Raw genomic sequence first — 13,762 nt, 5'->3', positions numbered from 1 at the left:
TACCACAGTCTTCTTAGTGTTGCTCGAGTTAACAACGAATTCCTTTTTTTTATAAATAGTGATACTGTAAGAGCGTGTTCAAAAAGAGAAATTGAGGTGAAGAAACATGAAGAAATATGATGTCATTGTAATTGGTGGCGGACCTTCGGGTTTAATGGCATCCATTGCAGCTGCTGAACATGGCGCTAGTGTGCTTCTTTTAGATAAAGGAAACAAACTTGGACGTAAGCTTGCTATTTCAGGCGGTGGGCGCTGCAATGTAACAAACCGCATGGAAATTCAGGATCTCATTGCGCACATTCCAGGAAATGGCCGGTTTATGCACAGTCCATTCTCTATCTTTAATAACGAAAGCATCATTGCTTTTTTCGAAGGACTAGGCATTCAATTAAAAGAAGAAGATCGTGGAAGAATGTTTCCTGTAAATGACAAAGCAACAACTGTAGTTGCAACACTTTTAAACCGAATTCGTGAGTTAGGGGTGGATATTCGTACGAACACAACTGTCAAAACGATTAACTATTCAGATGAATCCGTTTCTGAAGTGGTATTACATAATGGTGAACACATAGCAACCCCAACAGTCATTGTGGCAACTGGTGGGAAATCGGTTCCTCACACAGGCAGTACTGGCGACGGCTACCCTTGGGCTGAAAAAGCAGGACATACCATCACAGATTTATATCCAACAGAAGTACCTATTACTTCAAGTGAAGACTTTATACGTAACAAATCTCTGCAAGGTTTGTCATTAAGAGATATTGAGTTAACTGTGTTTAACCCAAAAGGGAAAAAAATTAAAACTCACGATGGTGATATGATATTTACCCACTTTGGTATTTCTGGCCCCGCTGCACTACGCTGTAGTCAGTATGTTGTAAAAGCATTAAAGAAGTTTAAAACAAAAACAATTAAAATGGAAATTGATCTATTTCCTTCTTTGTCCGAAGAGGCTCTCTTTCAACAATTACTGGCTAAGGTAAAGGCCGAACCGAAAAAATCAATGAAAAACATATTAAAAGGCTTTGCACCTGAGCGTTTTTTATTATTCGTTTATGATAAACTTTCTTTTGATACGCAGGTACAAGCATCTACAATTTCTCATGAATGCTTTCGATCCCTCGTAACAATTTGTAAGCATTTTGAAATTGAAGTAAACGGTACACTTTCTATAGAAAAAGCATTTGTTACCGGAGGTGGAATTTCTATTAAAGAAATCGAACCGAAAACCATGCACTCTAAAAAGAAAAAAGGCTTATATTTTTGCGGCGAAGTTCTCGATATTCATGGCTATACAGGTGGCTATAATATTACTGTTGCCTTTTCCACAGGTTATACAGCTGGGAAATCCGCAGCTGAACAAGTTGTTCACAAATAATATCCACATTATCCACAAAACAAAGAGTATTGCGACTATTTCTTTTATATTCCGACAAAATCCTCGCCTGCCCAATATGTGCACTTGTGTATATATTGGGTTATCCACAATCTTATTCACACTATATACAAGTAACAAAGACCTGTATTTGTTAGCTTTTCTTCCGTGATAAGTCCCCTTTCAACCTACAAAAGTCTCAATATTCAATCAATTCATACTCCATTTTGTATAATTTTTTAAATAACCCTTCATTTTCCTTCCTTACCGAATAATCTCACCTTTTTCCACACAATATAAAACGAACCTAAAAGAGGAGTGAATGAGATGGATGAAAAACGAGTCAAACAAATATTATCTTCTTCAGCTGATATTAATGTTACCTATAATGGGACATCCGTTTGGATTGACCAATTGCATGAGGATGGTAAAACAGCAACAGTTCATTTACGTGGACCGTTAGAAGAACGTTCTGATGTAGATATTGCAGAATTAAAAGAAGTTTAATAAGAAAAGCCGCGCATGCGGCTTTTCTTAGAAGCAATGCGCGAAGCCGTCGCCTCACTTTTAGCCTTTTTTGAGTGGGTTTCTCAGAAAAGCGTGCGACGTGCGAAGCCATTGCTCTTCTTAGTGTTCGCTTTCAGGCTTTCCCAATAACCTTCAGTTTACAAACTTTTATTGAAGGTTATTCTGTTGCTGCATTGCATCAAACACTTGTTGTTGGGCTTGTTGAACTTGTTGCTTTTCTTGCTGTACATGTTGCTTCTCTTGTTCAACTTGTCCTTGAAGCGTTTGTAGATACTGTTGTCCTTGCTCTACTTGTTGATGTAAATTTTGTAAATAGATCTTCTGTTGCTGTACTTGCTGCTGAGCTATTTGCATCTTTTGTTGAGCATCTTGAAACTGTTGGTTTTCCATTTGCAAGTTTTGTTGGGCTTGTTGCAATGGATCCATTTGTACTGATGGTTGTTGTGGCGGTTGTGGCTCTTGCTGAATTTGTAGTTCAGCACTTACGAGTTGTTCGCTTCCCGTTTCGAGATCCTGCTTAGCCTGTTCAAGCAATGCCTTTGTTTCAGTTAGATTTATATTCTGTACGTTTCCTTGTCCAGCCGACAGTAACAATTGCTTTTTTTCTCCCATATTATAAACCTCCGCTCCTCATAATCAGGTACATATATACCCACTAAATATCGTGCTCATTATCGCTATTTCTATGCTTGGCGAAAGCTTTAGGAAAAAGGCAGAAAAGCCCTAATAGCAACGGCTATTAGGGCTTTTAATTATGGCTAAATTTTGATCGTTATCCAACAACAATATTAACTAATTTACCTGGTACAGCAATGATTTTTCGCACGCTTTTTTCGCCAATGGCAACTTGAACTTTTTCATCATCCTTTGCAATCTCTTCCATTTGATCACGTGTCGCATCCGCTGGAATGAGAAGCTTTGCTTTCACTTTCCCGTTAATTTGAACGACAACTTCTACTTCATTTTCAACAAGCAACGACTCATCGAATGTCGGCCATTGTTCATAACTAATCGTACCAGTATGTCCTAGCTTCTCCCAAAGCTCTTCCGCTAAATGCGGTGCAATTGGAGATAGCATTTTCACAAAACCTTCCATTAGCTCACGAGGAAGCACTTCTTGTTTATATCCCTCATTGATAAATACCATCATTTGCGAGATCGCCACATTAAAGCGCAACTCAGTCATATCTTCTGTAATCTTCTTTACCGATTGATGATACACACGCGTAAAGCTCTCTGTTGCTTTTGCATCCTGAATCGTACTATTTAATTCACCCGTTGCTTCATCAACATAGAGACGCCATACACGATCTAAGAAACGACGTGCCCCATCTAAACCATTTGTTGACCATGCGATCGAACCATCTAGTGGTCCCATAAACATTTCATATAAACGCAATGTGTCAGCACCATGGCTTTCAACAACATCATCCGGATTAACGACATTGCCTTTTGACTTACTCATTTTCTCATTGTTTTCTCCAAGAATCATTCCTTGGTTAAAAAGCTTTTGGAAAGGCTCTTTTGTTGTAACAACACCAATATCATAAAGGACTTTATGCCAAAAACGCGCATATAACAAGTGAAGAACGGCGTGCTCTGCACCACCAATATAGATATCTACCGGAAGCCATCTCTTTAGCTTATCTGGATCTGCTAAAGCGTCTCGGTTGTCTGGATCAATGTAACGAAGGTAGTACCAGCAGCTACCAGCCCATTGCGGCATCGTATTTGTTTCACGACGGCCCTTCTTTCCTGTTACAGGGTCAACGATCTCAAGCCATTCCTTCGCATTTGCAAGCGGAGATTCTCCAGTTCCAGAAGGTCTAATTTCTTTCATTTTTGGTAACTCGAGCGGCAGCTCACTTTCAGGAACTGTCGTCATCGTTCCATCCTCCCAGTGAATAACTGGAATTGGTTCACCCCAGTAACGTTGACGGCTAAATAACCAATCACGAAGACGATACGTCACTTGTTTTTTCCCATATTGATTTGCTTCTAGCCACTCAATCATATTGCGAATCGCAGTTTCTTTATCTAAGCCGTTTAAGAAGTCAGAGTTTACGTGATCCCCATCCCCTGTATAGGCTTCTTCTTCAACATTTCCACCGGCAACAACTTCGCGTATCGTTAAATCAAACGTCTTGGCAAACTCATAGTCACGTTCATCATGAGCTGGTACCGCCATGATCGCACCTGTTCCATAACTTACAAGCACATAATCAGCGATCCAAATTGGAATGCGCTCACCATTTACAGGATTAACAGCAAAAGCTCCTGTGAAAACTCCTGTTTTTTCCTTTGAAAGCTCTGTACGCTCTAAATCACTCTTGGCAGCTACTTTAGCTTTGTATGTGTCAACTTGCCCTTGTTGCTCTGCCGTTGTGATAACATCAACTAGCTTATGCTCAGGAGCTAACACCATATAAGTTGCACCAAATAACGTATCTGGGCGTGTCGTGAAGACTTTTACGTCTTCTCCTTCATGTCCATCAACTTTAAACGTAACTTCGGCCCCTTCAGATCGACCAATCCAATTACGCTGCATATCCTTAATACTTTCAGGCCAGTCAAGTTCTTCTAAGTCCTCAAGTAAGCGATCCGCATAAGCAGTTATTTTTAACATCCACTGCTTCATAGGTCGACGTTCAACTGGATGGTCGCCTCGTTCGCTTTTCCCGTCTATCACTTCTTCATTCGCAAGAACTGTTCCAAGAGCCGGGCACCAGTTAACAGCGACTTCATCAATATAAGCTAAGCCTTTTTCGTGTAGTTTTGTAAAGATCCATTGTGTCCATTTGTAATAGTTTGGATCAGTTGTGTTGATTTCACGGTCCCAATCATAGGAGAATCCTAATGATTTAATTTGACGACGAAACGTATTTATATTTTGTTTCGTAAAAATCGCTGGATCATTCCCAGTATCTAATGCGTACTGTTCTGCAGGAAGTCCAAATGCATCCCAGCCCATTGGATGAAGAACATTATAACCTTGCATTCTCTTCATACGAGATAAAATATCAGTCGCTGTATAACCTTCAGGGTGCCCAACATGCAGCCCTGCCCCAGAAGGATATGGGAACATGTCTAAAGCATAAAACTTAGGCTTATCTGGTTCCTCTGTTGTTTTAAACGTTTTATTTTCTTCCCAATATTGCTGCCACTTCTTTTCAATCTGATCATGCGAAAACGACATCTTTTACTCCTCCTAATTGTATGTTGTTCAAATGGCGATATGGTTCGAGCTATCATGTATGTTAAGGTAATTCATAAAGGAATTTCACCGTATATATAGAAAAAACCCCCACCCCTAACATCTTGTTAGGGACGAGAGTTAATTTATATTTCCCGCGGTACCACCCACATTAATGAATATCAATCCTTCATTCGCTCTTCACAAATAACGGTCGTGACCCGTCGAAAGCTACTTCATTCACTTTCAAAACTCGAAGGCGAGTTCACCATACTTGTTCGACTGACTTGCACCACCCGTCAGCTCTCTATCATCCCAACTATGATTACTACTCCTTTTCTACGTCAACATATGAACTTACTTGTATTGTATGAATTCATACGTCTCATGTCAAGCAACCGTTTTAGCTTAACCTGGAATTTGGGCTTCGTGTTGTCTGCTCTCCATTACCCGTTTTAACGGCAAATCGTAAATGAATAAGATCAAGATGGCAAAGACAAACAAAATCAAAAGTACAATAATAAGCATCGACATCGAAAAGAAATCGACCATGATCCCTCCTAAAAGAGGTCCAATCATTCTGCCTCCTGTTGCGACACTATTAATAATTCCTTGATAAAACCCTTCTTTATTCTTAGGCGCTAACTTACTTGCGATCGTAGGAACGGCTGGCCATACAAACATTTCTCCAATTGTTAAAATGATCATAGCAACAAGAAACATGGAAAAGACACTTGCTTGCAAAAGAACGGTATATGACAAAATAAAGATTAGGACACCAACAATCATTTGCTGCTTTAAAGTTTGTACCCATTTTTTAATCAACCACGAAACGATAGGTTGAGCAAATACAATCATCAAGCCATTTATGGTCCATAAAACGCTGTAATGCTGAAGACTTATGCCTAGTGACTGCGTGTGGACAGACACGTTTGCTTGCCACTGCGTATAAGCAACCCAACAAATAAAAAAAGCAACTGATAACAAAGCAAGCGAATGCATTCTATAGTTGCTACGTAATGAAGTCTTTTGTTCAAATACATTGGAAGTGCTTGCATGTTGTGCCTTCGCTCCAATGCTTTTAAAACAAATCGCAACAAAAACAGTTAGCAAAGCATACATAAGTGCATTGGCAGAAAAAACAGCTGTCAACTCTACTGTTGCCACAACACCTACTAGTGCTGTCCCAAGAGCAACCCCAACATTTTGGGCAATATACATCGCATTAAATGGTTTTCTTCCTCCTTCTGGCCACAGGCTTCCTGCTAAAGCATACATAGCAGGGAAGATAACTCCAGAACCAAAACCTAACCCAATAAGTAAAAACATATAAAAATAATAACTATGGTAAAATACTAATACCACCGCACTAATCGTTGTGACAATTAGTCCAAATATCATCGTTTGATAAGCACCAACCTTATCAAATAACCGACCACCTATTAAACTCCCCAAAACACCCGCACCAGCGTTCAACATAAGAACAACCCCTGCTGCGGTTAATGACCGACCTAATTCTTGATGAATAAAAATTGCATTTAATGGCCATAAAAAAGAGGCACCAGTTACATTAATAGCCATAGCTACTATTAATAACCAAAGTGATTTCGGCATAATATTAGCCCCTCCTTCCTCTTTATCCCTTAGCCATCTTAGGTGATCTCCTTGGGAATTGCAAACTTTTTTATCTACTATTTGCTGTTAAAACAATTTTAAAGCTACAATAGTAGGTACACGAACCTGATAAGTTCTTTTTTGCTTAAAAAAGAAAGGTGATATAATGACAATTCAAAATTATGGAGATAAGCGATATTATTCATGGAATTACTATTTAAGAAACCAATTTGGTGAAAAAGTGTTTAAAATCCCTCTTGATGCTGGCTTTGACTGTCCGAATAGAGACGGTAATGTCGCACATGGAGGTTGCACGTTTTGCAGCGAACGTGGTTCAGGGGATTTTGCAGGTGATCGTAAAGATGATTTAGTCACTCAATTTAATACGATTAAAAATAAAATGCATAAAAAATGGAAAAGCGGAAAATACATTGGCTACTTTCAAGCCTACACAAACACATATGCCCCAGTTGAAACATTACGTGAATTTTTTGAAGAAATTCTAAAGCAAGAAGGAGTTGTAGGTCTTTCCATTGCAACGAGACCTGATTGTTTACCAGATGATGTTGTTAATTATCTAGCAGAATTAAACGAACGAACGTTTTTATGGGTTGAACTCGGCTTGCAAACGGTTCATGAACGAACAGCATTATTAATCAATCGAGCACATGATTATGAATGCTATGTCAAAGGAGTAGAAAAATTACGAAATCATGGAATTAATGTATGTGCACATATCATTAACGGGCTCCCGCTTGAGGACCGCAAAATGATGATGATGACAGCTCAAGAAGTAGCAAAGCTTGACGTACAAGGAATCAAAATTCATCTTCTTCATTTGTTGAAAAAAACCCCCATGGTGAAGCAGTATGAAAAAGGCTTGCTTCAATTTATGAGTCAAGACGATTATATTAACCTTGTTGTTGATCAACTAGAAATTCTTCCTCCTTCCATGGTCATTCATCGCTTAACAGGGGATGGTCCTGGAGATATTATGATTGGACCTATGTGGAGTATGAATAAATGGAGTGTTCTTAATGGAATTGAAGCAGAGCTTGTGCGGCGCAATAGTTGGCAAGGCAAATATTATCAAGCGGAGAGGGTGTCATTAAAATGAAAGTACTTGGAGTGTTACCTTTTGCACGACTTTTGTTAGAAAATGCTATAGCGCCGGGGGATATCGCTGTTGATTGTACAGTTGGTAATGGGCATGATACCGTCTTTCTAGCTAATCTCGTTGGGGATAAGGGGCATGTGTATGGCTTTGATATTCAAGCTGAGGCGATCGCTTCAACAACAGCAAAATTAACAGAGCATCAATTACTTGAGAGAGTTACATTGCTTCAGCAAGGTCATGAAGAAGTACGCTCTGTCATACCAGAAAACAAACAAGATAAAATAAAAGGGGCTATCTTTAACCTAGGTTATCTTCCAGGTGGGGATAAGTCGATCATTACCCAGCCAACATCAACCATTGCTGCACTTAGTGCAGTGCTCGATATGATGCCAAAAGGAGGTACGATCGTTCTAGTGATCTACCATGGCCATGAAGGAGGAAAAACTGAAAAAGACTCACTCCTTTCTTTCCTTGAGCAATATGATCAACGCCTAGCTCATGTCCTTAAATATGAATTTATTAATCAATCAAATAATCCGCCATTTGTTGTTGCCGTGGAAAAAAGGTAATAGTTTACAATTTATAGCAATAGTTTGAAAATATAAACAAACAGAATTTTGAGCCACCCTCTGCTTCCGAAAGATGTTTCCGTCCACGGGCTCGTCATTTGTCCCGAGACAGCCCAACTGGATTTACTAATAAATGGATATGAAGATATGATATTCTCATTCAAAATCAAAAGGTCTGATTCTACCATTAAGGAATCAGACCTTTTTCATATATTAACGATCTCTACGATAAATCCAGCTATTTAATAAAAATAACATCGCTGGGAGTCCACCCATTTGAACCATCTTTTTTGATTTCTTTTTTAACTCTTTGTCTTTTTGGACTTTTTCGTCAGCTATATAAATAGCGATAACCCCTCGAATAATCATTCGATGGAATTTTGGATCAGGCAATTTCGACATAAACTGTTCTGCCTTTTCTACAAAAAAACGAAAACGTTCAATCATCTCTTCTTCATCTTTATAATAAAATAAGAAGTTTAATTCATCGTCGGCAATATCTTCTTCCTGATCAATAAAATAATCAAGAAGTAAGTGAACACCTTGCATCCATGGATAATATCCCTCTTTTATTACTTCTGCTGTTTCTGCTGTTAAGTCAGATTTTGTTGCATAAGTAGCAAGTGTATAAATTCCTAATGTCGATCCAGCACAAGCTGAAAATTCAAACCAAGTCATATCAGGAACTTTATGGCTGTGCTCGGCAAACCATTTTTCTAAACGTGGAATCCGTTCTTCTTTAACAACGTGCTTATGTACTTGTAAATCCCCATAATAATCACTTAACTCTAACATGGCGGCTTGCACTTTATCAAAAGAAGGGAACGTAGAAAGGATGTTTTGACATGTTTTTACAATGTCATGTAAATAGCCTCCATCCTCTTGTTCCTTACGATATTGATAATAATTTTTCAAACTTGCTCCTGGTGTTAATGCATCGAGCAAAGCTTGATGCAGCGATCTGAAATCGTTCGGGTCAAAGGATGGACTTTGATCACATAAGTTATCTAAATAATCACAAGCAATTTGATAGGCAATGATAAACTGAAGCAAATCATCAAAACGATCTTTTGCTACGAGGCCGTATACCCCGCCCCCTTCACAATGGAATTTTTTCTTTTTAAGGGCGTCAAGTGCTTGGGCACGAAGCTTCGGATCTGGTATTAATGCAGCCTTCTCTATCCATGGGTCAAAGTATTTATGGACCGTTGGAATAACTTCTTTATAAATGTTCATGAGTAACGGGATGGGTCTTGTTGGTGCGCTCAACCGAAATTCCTCCTAGTCATTTTCCATAATTAGAACCTTAGCATATTCTAAGTGTACATACAATTAAGTTGTACGGACTTTTAAGGAGTTAGCAAGTTAACAAACCCAATAGCATGACGGAAAACATCTTCTCGTTCTGGCTCATTAAACACTTCATGATAGAAGCCTTCCCATTCCTTATAATATTTCTCTTGTAAAGAAAGGTGATTAAACCATTCTCTCACTTCATATTTATTCACAACGTAATCTTCTCCTGATTGGAGAACAAGTAGAGGAAGATTCGGAAACTTTTCTGGGTAACGATGTGCTAAGCGCATTGCTTTTGCCAATTCTTGATACCACCTAGCTGAAACCTTTGTAACTCGCAATTCATCTTTTAAATAGGCTTCTCTCACCTCTTCATTACGTGTCGTTAACTCAGTACGGATCCCTGAATTTTGACTAAATGAAGGTGCAACTCGATGAAGAATTTTAGTAGCAAATTCCTTTGTTTTTGGAGGAGGTTCACTTAGACCTAAACATGGCGATGACAATATTACTGCGCTTATCATGGCTGTACTTCGCTCCATTAACGTGCGAATCACAACAAGTCCTCCCATGCTATGTCCGAGTAAAAAGACCGGTAATCCTTTCGTTCTTGCTTCATTTAACCATTCTTCCACTGAATCTATATATTGATTAAACGATTGAATATGGCCTCTTTTTCCTCTTGTTTTTCCTTGGCCTGGAAGATCGCCCATCACCACATCAAATCCATGATCATTCCACTTCTTCGCTAGCCACAAATACCGTCCATGATGCTCCCCAGCACCATGAACCATGACGACCACTCCTCTTGGGTCAGCCACTTCCCATTTCCACATAATGTATTCCCCCTAACGATATAATTTGAAAAAAGACCATGGCGTTATGAAAAGTTACGAAAATGACAATTCTCCCTTTTTCAGTAACCCAGGCATTACGTTTTACGTTAAAATAAGTATAGCGATTTTTTCACTAAACGAAAAGGATGTGGACGAATGATTTATCGTTATCAAGACAAATTTCCGACAATTTCAGACAGTGCCTTTATTGCAGATGGAGTGACAATTACTGGAGACGTTACGATTGGAGATGAATCAAGTATTTGGTTTCAAACGGTTATCAGAGGTGATGTATCTCCTACTAGAATAGGTAACAGAGTCAATATTCAGGATCAGTCAATGCTGCATCAAAGTCCAAAATATCCATTAATCATTGAAGATGATGTCACTGTAGGTCATCAAGTAATGCTACATAGTTGCACAATCCGTAAAAATGCGTTAATTGGCATGGGCTCCATTGTATTAGATGGTGCTGAGATTGGTGAAGGTGCCTTTATCGGTGCTGGAAGCCTTGTTCCTCCTGGAAAGAAAATCCCAGATAATTGTATGGCATTTGGCAGACCCGCTAAAGTCATTCGTGACCTGACTGAAGAAGATACGGTTGATATGGCTCGTATCAGGCGTGAATATGTAGAAAAAGGACAACATTATAAACAAGTTCTCCAGGAAGATAAAAACAAATAACAAGATTTTCTATTTCAAATGAATAAGATTGATTATTATTATCAATAATAAAGAAAGAAAAGAGCGATGGCCATCGCTCTTTTCTAGCCAAAATTAATGTTGTGGTTCAAACGTTTTACAATCTGTTTCTTCTTGCTTCTCCGCTTCTTTTCCTGTATGACTTATTACATAAATTCTGTCAGCCTCACACTGGTTTCCTTGAGCCCAGTATACACAGTTGTTTACTTCACATAAAACATCTTGTGCCATTTCACTCACCCCCTCTGATTTTCATTTTGACCAATAAAACTAGAAAGCATACGGACAGGTCAAATAATTAGAGATTGTATTATTAATATTGGGAACAAAAGGGGGTTCCATTTCCTTCATAACTGAAATGAAGGACGCTTTCCTTGGTTTTCAACGGCGTTTGGGGGCTGTCCTAAAAGTCCGGAACAGAGGAAGGAATGGCTCCGTTCGCTACGCGCCTTTAGAGGAGAAACCCACTCCTCTAAAGGCTTTTAAAAGATGTAGCGACTCCGCTCATTGCTTCGGGGGTGTCTCAAAAGGTCAAAAACAGACCTTTTGAGACACCCCCTTTCTCTTGAATTTTCACCGCTTTTTGACTTTCATCACATTTATGAAATCCATTCAATTTCACCCGCGTTTGGGTCTTCACACCTACTCTCCTTAAAAACGAATTATGAGAATAAAAGATGCACACGATTCTTCTAGAAAAATCGTGTGCATAAGTACGTCTCTATTTAATTTTTTTATAGTCCAGCTTGCTCTTTTAAAGCAGCCGCTTTATTCGTTTGTTCCCATGGCAATTCGACATCTGTACGCCCAAAGTGTCCGTATGCTGCTGTTTGCTTGTAAATCGGACGACGTAAGTCAAGCATTTTAATAATACCTGCAGGACGCAGATCAAAGTTTTCACGCACAAGAGCCACTAGTGACTCTTCAGATACTTTTCCAGTACCAAATGTATCAATAGAGATCGATACAGGTTGTGCAACACCAATGGCATAAGCTAACTGGACTTCACATTTATCAGCAAGACCAGCCGCAACAATATTTTTCGCTACGTAACGAGCTGCATATGCTCCTGAGCGGTCAACTTTCGTCGCATCTTTACCAGAGAATGCTCCACCACCATGACGTGCATATCCACCGTATGTATCAACGATGATCTTACGCCCTGTTAAACCAGCATCTCCTTGAGGTCCCCCAATAACGAAACGGCCTGTTGGGTTAATGAAATATTTCGTATTCTCATCAATTAATTCTTTTGGGACAACTGGGTTAATGACATATTCTTTTAAATTACGTTGAATTTGCTCTAGAGTTACTTCTGGATGATGTTGTGTTGAAATAACGATCGTATCAATACGTACAGGTTTTCCATCCTCATCATACTCTACGGTTACTTGCGTTTTCCCATCCGGACGAAGATAAGGAAGAATCTCATCTTTTCGTACCTCAGTTAAGCGACGAGCAATTTTATGACTTAGTGAAATTGGAAGAGGCATTAACTCTTTCGTCTCGTTATTAGCATAACCAAACATAAGTCCTTGGTCGCCAGCACCAATTGCTTCAATTTCTTCATCCGTCATTTGACCTTCGCGAGCTTCTAGTGCCTTGTCAACACCTTGAGCAATATCTGCTGACTGCTCATCAATTGATGTAAGTACTGCACTCGTTTCATAGTCAAAACCGTATTTTGCACGAGTATAACCAATTCCTTTAATTGTTTCACGAACGATCTTAGGAATATCGACATACGTACTTGTCGTAATCTCTCCCGCAACTAATACTAAGCCAGTTGTAACAGATGTTTCGCAAGCTACACGAGCATTCGGGTCATTGGTTAAAATCGCATCAAGAATTGCATCTGAAATTTGATCACAAATTTTATCAGGATGCCCTTCTGTTACTGATTCCGACGTAAACAAACGTCTGCTTTTCAATTCTGTCATTATCAAATTCCTCCTTTAAACGAAACCACTGAAAAAGGTACAAACCCACCTTTTTCAATGTCTCTATATTAAGTAGCAATGATTCCGCACGCTGCTCGTCTGCTATGAGAAACCCACTAATAGCAAACTCCTAGGTGTGATACATTTCTCACACCATTGGCAGCGGCTGCGTTCCATTGCTTCGAGTACATTGAAAAAGAAAACCCCTCTTTTTCAGTACACTCCTTTAAACACCGCTTTGTACTAAGCTTGTGTTTTTCTTTGAGACGGCACTCATGCCCCATCGAATGGGAAATACCTACCTGTAAAGCCGTATAAACGATAAAAACCCTTCTCCTGTAGAGGAAAAGGGTTGAATGTTTACCTTTAGCCTCTTATCGTCCAAGGCATAGCCTTGCAGGTTAGCACCTTTTCACTCATGGCTTTAAAGTGTTGGTTGCTGGGCTTCTTCGGGCCTGTCCCTCCGCCTACTCAGGATAAGAGTATCCGTTCGACGCATATCATATCGCACATGTTGTTTAGTGTCAACATATCCGACTCCTATTAAAAATTTAATCAAATTATCATTAAGATTTATTGTTATTGTGCACGA

The 13,762-nt window shown here is 39.3% G+C and carries 12 protein-coding genes, 1 riboswitch and 1 other annotated feature; of the genes, 5 read left to right on the top strand and 7 right to left on the bottom strand.

Annotated elements, in window-relative coordinates; all coding sequences use genetic code 11:
• Positions 1 to 106 precede the first annotated feature (106 nt).
• Together AC1FXP_RS08510 and AC1FXP_RS08505 are read left to right on the top strand one after the other, a co-directional pair.
• Positions 107 to 1,378 (top strand): BaiN/RdsA family NAD(P)/FAD-dependent oxidoreductase, encoded by a 1,272-nt coding sequence (locus AC1FXP_RS08510; RefSeq protein ID WP_480060333.1) that lies wholly within the window; start codon positions 107 to 109, stop codon positions 1,376 to 1,378.
• Positions 1,379 to 1,702: 324 nt separating this feature from the next.
• Positions 1,703 to 1,882 (top strand): H-type small acid-soluble spore protein, encoded by a 180-nt coding sequence (locus AC1FXP_RS08505; RefSeq protein WP_480060331.1) that lies wholly within the window; start codon positions 1,703 to 1,705, stop codon positions 1,880 to 1,882.
• Between the two features lie 168 nt (positions 1,883 to 2,050).
• Here AC1FXP_RS08505 and AC1FXP_RS08500 read toward each other — a convergent pair whose 3' ends face one another.
• From AC1FXP_RS08500 to AC1FXP_RS08490, 3 genes are all read right to left on the bottom strand, one after another.
• The gene (locus AC1FXP_RS08500; RefSeq protein WP_480060329.1) at positions 2,051 to 2,515 is read right to left on the bottom strand and encodes a hypothetical protein; all 465 of its coding nucleotides are present in this window, start codon (positions 2,513 to 2,515) and stop codon (positions 2,051 to 2,053) included.
• Between the two features lie 160 nt (positions 2,516 to 2,675).
• Complete coding sequence (leuS, locus tag AC1FXP_RS08495) at positions 2,676 to 5,099, bottom strand: leucine--tRNA ligase (protein WP_480060327.1); 2,424 nt, start codon at positions 5,097 to 5,099, stop codon at positions 2,676 to 2,678.
• A gap of 124 nt (positions 5,100 to 5,223) precedes the next feature.
• Positions 5,224 to 5,447, bottom strand: a binding site (T-box leader).
• A gap of 57 nt (positions 5,448 to 5,504) precedes the next feature.
• Positions 5,505 to 6,710 (bottom strand): MDR family MFS transporter, encoded by a 1,206-nt coding sequence (locus tag AC1FXP_RS08490; protein WP_480060325.1) that lies wholly within the window; start codon positions 6,708 to 6,710, stop codon positions 5,505 to 5,507.
• A gap of 166 nt (positions 6,711 to 6,876) precedes the next feature.
• On the opposite strand from AC1FXP_RS08490, the gene mnmL reads away from it, so the two are divergent.
• Positions 6,877 to 7,827: a tRNA modification radical SAM protein MnmL/YtqA gene (mnmL, locus tag AC1FXP_RS08485; protein ID WP_480060323.1), complete on the top strand. Its 951-nt coding sequence runs from the start codon at positions 6,877 to 6,879 to the stop codon at positions 7,825 to 7,827.
• Entirely contained in the window at positions 7,824 to 8,396 is a 573-nt protein-coding gene (gene mnmM, locus AC1FXP_RS08480) for a tRNA 5-(aminomethyl)-2-thiouridylate-methyltransferase MnmM (RefSeq protein WP_480060321.1), read from the top strand. The genes mnmL and mnmM overlap by 4 nt, the downstream gene beginning before the upstream one ends.
• Before the next feature lie 213 nt (positions 8,397 to 8,609).
• Here mnmM and AC1FXP_RS08475 read toward each other — a convergent pair whose 3' ends face one another.
• Positions 8,610 to 9,665, bottom strand: coding sequence for a tetraprenyl-beta-curcumene synthase family protein (locus tag AC1FXP_RS08475; protein ID WP_480060319.1), 1,056 nt, complete (start codon positions 9,663 to 9,665; stop codon positions 8,610 to 8,612).
• 80 nt (positions 9,666 to 9,745) lie between these two features.
• Positions 9,746 to 10,528, bottom strand: a complete 783-nt coding sequence (locus tag AC1FXP_RS08470) for an alpha/beta hydrolase (protein WP_480060317.1) — start codon at positions 10,526 to 10,528, stop codon at positions 9,746 to 9,748.
• A 156-nt stretch (positions 10,529 to 10,684) separates the two neighbouring features.
• Here AC1FXP_RS08470 and AC1FXP_RS08465 point away from each other — a divergent pair, with 156 nt between their 5' ends.
• Positions 10,685 to 11,212: a gamma carbonic anhydrase gene (locus AC1FXP_RS08465; RefSeq protein WP_480060315.1), complete on the top strand. Its 528-nt coding sequence runs from the start codon at positions 10,685 to 10,687 to the stop codon at positions 11,210 to 11,212.
• A gap of 93 nt (positions 11,213 to 11,305) precedes the next feature.
• Here the strand turns inward: AC1FXP_RS08465 and AC1FXP_RS08460 are convergent, their stop codons facing one another.
• Together AC1FXP_RS08460 and metK are read right to left on the bottom strand one after the other, a co-directional pair.
• Positions 11,306 to 11,461 carry a DUF1540 domain-containing protein gene (locus tag AC1FXP_RS08460; protein ID WP_480060313.1) on the bottom strand — a complete coding sequence of 52 codons (156 nt, stop codon included), beginning with the start codon at positions 11,459 to 11,461 and terminating at the stop codon, positions 11,306 to 11,308.
• Between the two features lie 503 nt (positions 11,462 to 11,964).
• Positions 11,965 to 13,170, bottom strand: a complete 1,206-nt coding sequence (gene metK / locus AC1FXP_RS08455; RefSeq protein WP_480060311.1) for a methionine adenosyltransferase — start codon at positions 13,168 to 13,170, stop codon at positions 11,965 to 11,967.
• Positions 13,171 to 13,541: 371 nt separating this feature from the next.
• Positions 13,542 to 13,653, bottom strand: a riboswitch (SAM riboswitch).
• Positions 13,654 to 13,762: the final 109 nt, after the last annotated feature.

The sequence above is a fragment of the Halalkalibacter sp. HAAS-P013 genome (assembly GCF_056619925.1).
This window is presented reverse-complemented; position numbering and strand designations above follow the sequence as displayed.

What these genes read in the sequence shown, in the direction of transcription:
- AC1FXP_RS08510 (WP_480060333.1), top strand. Translation starts at nt 107, where the DNA reads ATGAAGAAATATGATGTCATTGTAATTGGTGGCGGACCTTCGGGTTTA.
- AC1FXP_RS08505 (WP_480060331.1), top strand. Translation starts at nt 1,703, where the DNA reads ATGGATGAAAAACGAGTCAAACAAATATTATCTTCTTCAGCTGATATT.
- AC1FXP_RS08500 (WP_480060329.1), bottom strand. Translation starts at nt 2,515, where the DNA reads ATGGGAGAAAAAAAGCAATTGTTACTGTCGGCTGGACAAGGAAACGTA.
- leuS (WP_480060327.1), bottom strand. Translation starts at nt 5,099, where the DNA reads ATGTCGTTTTCGCATGATCAGATTGAAAAGAAGTGGCAGCAATATTGG.
- AC1FXP_RS08490 (WP_480060325.1), bottom strand. Translation starts at nt 6,710, where the DNA reads ATGCCGAAATCACTTTGGTTATTAATAGTAGCTATGGCTATTAATGTA.
- mnmL (WP_480060323.1), top strand. Translation starts at nt 6,877, where the DNA reads ATGACAATTCAAAATTATGGAGATAAGCGATATTATTCATGGAATTAC.
- mnmM (WP_480060321.1), top strand. Translation starts at nt 7,824, where the DNA reads ATGAAAGTACTTGGAGTGTTACCTTTTGCACGACTTTTGTTAGAAAAT.
- AC1FXP_RS08470 (WP_480060317.1), bottom strand. Translation starts at nt 10,528, where the DNA reads ATGTGGAAATGGGAAGTGGCTGACCCAAGAGGAGTGGTCGTCATGGTT.
- AC1FXP_RS08465 (WP_480060315.1), top strand. Translation starts at nt 10,685, where the DNA reads ATGATTTATCGTTATCAAGACAAATTTCCGACAATTTCAGACAGTGCC.
- AC1FXP_RS08460 (WP_480060313.1), bottom strand. Translation starts at nt 11,461, where the DNA reads ATGGCACAAGATGTTTTATGTGAAGTAAACAACTGTGTATACTGGGCT.
- metK (WP_480060311.1), bottom strand. Translation starts at nt 13,170, where the DNA reads ATGACAGAATTGAAAAGCAGACGTTTGTTTACGTCGGAATCAGTAACA.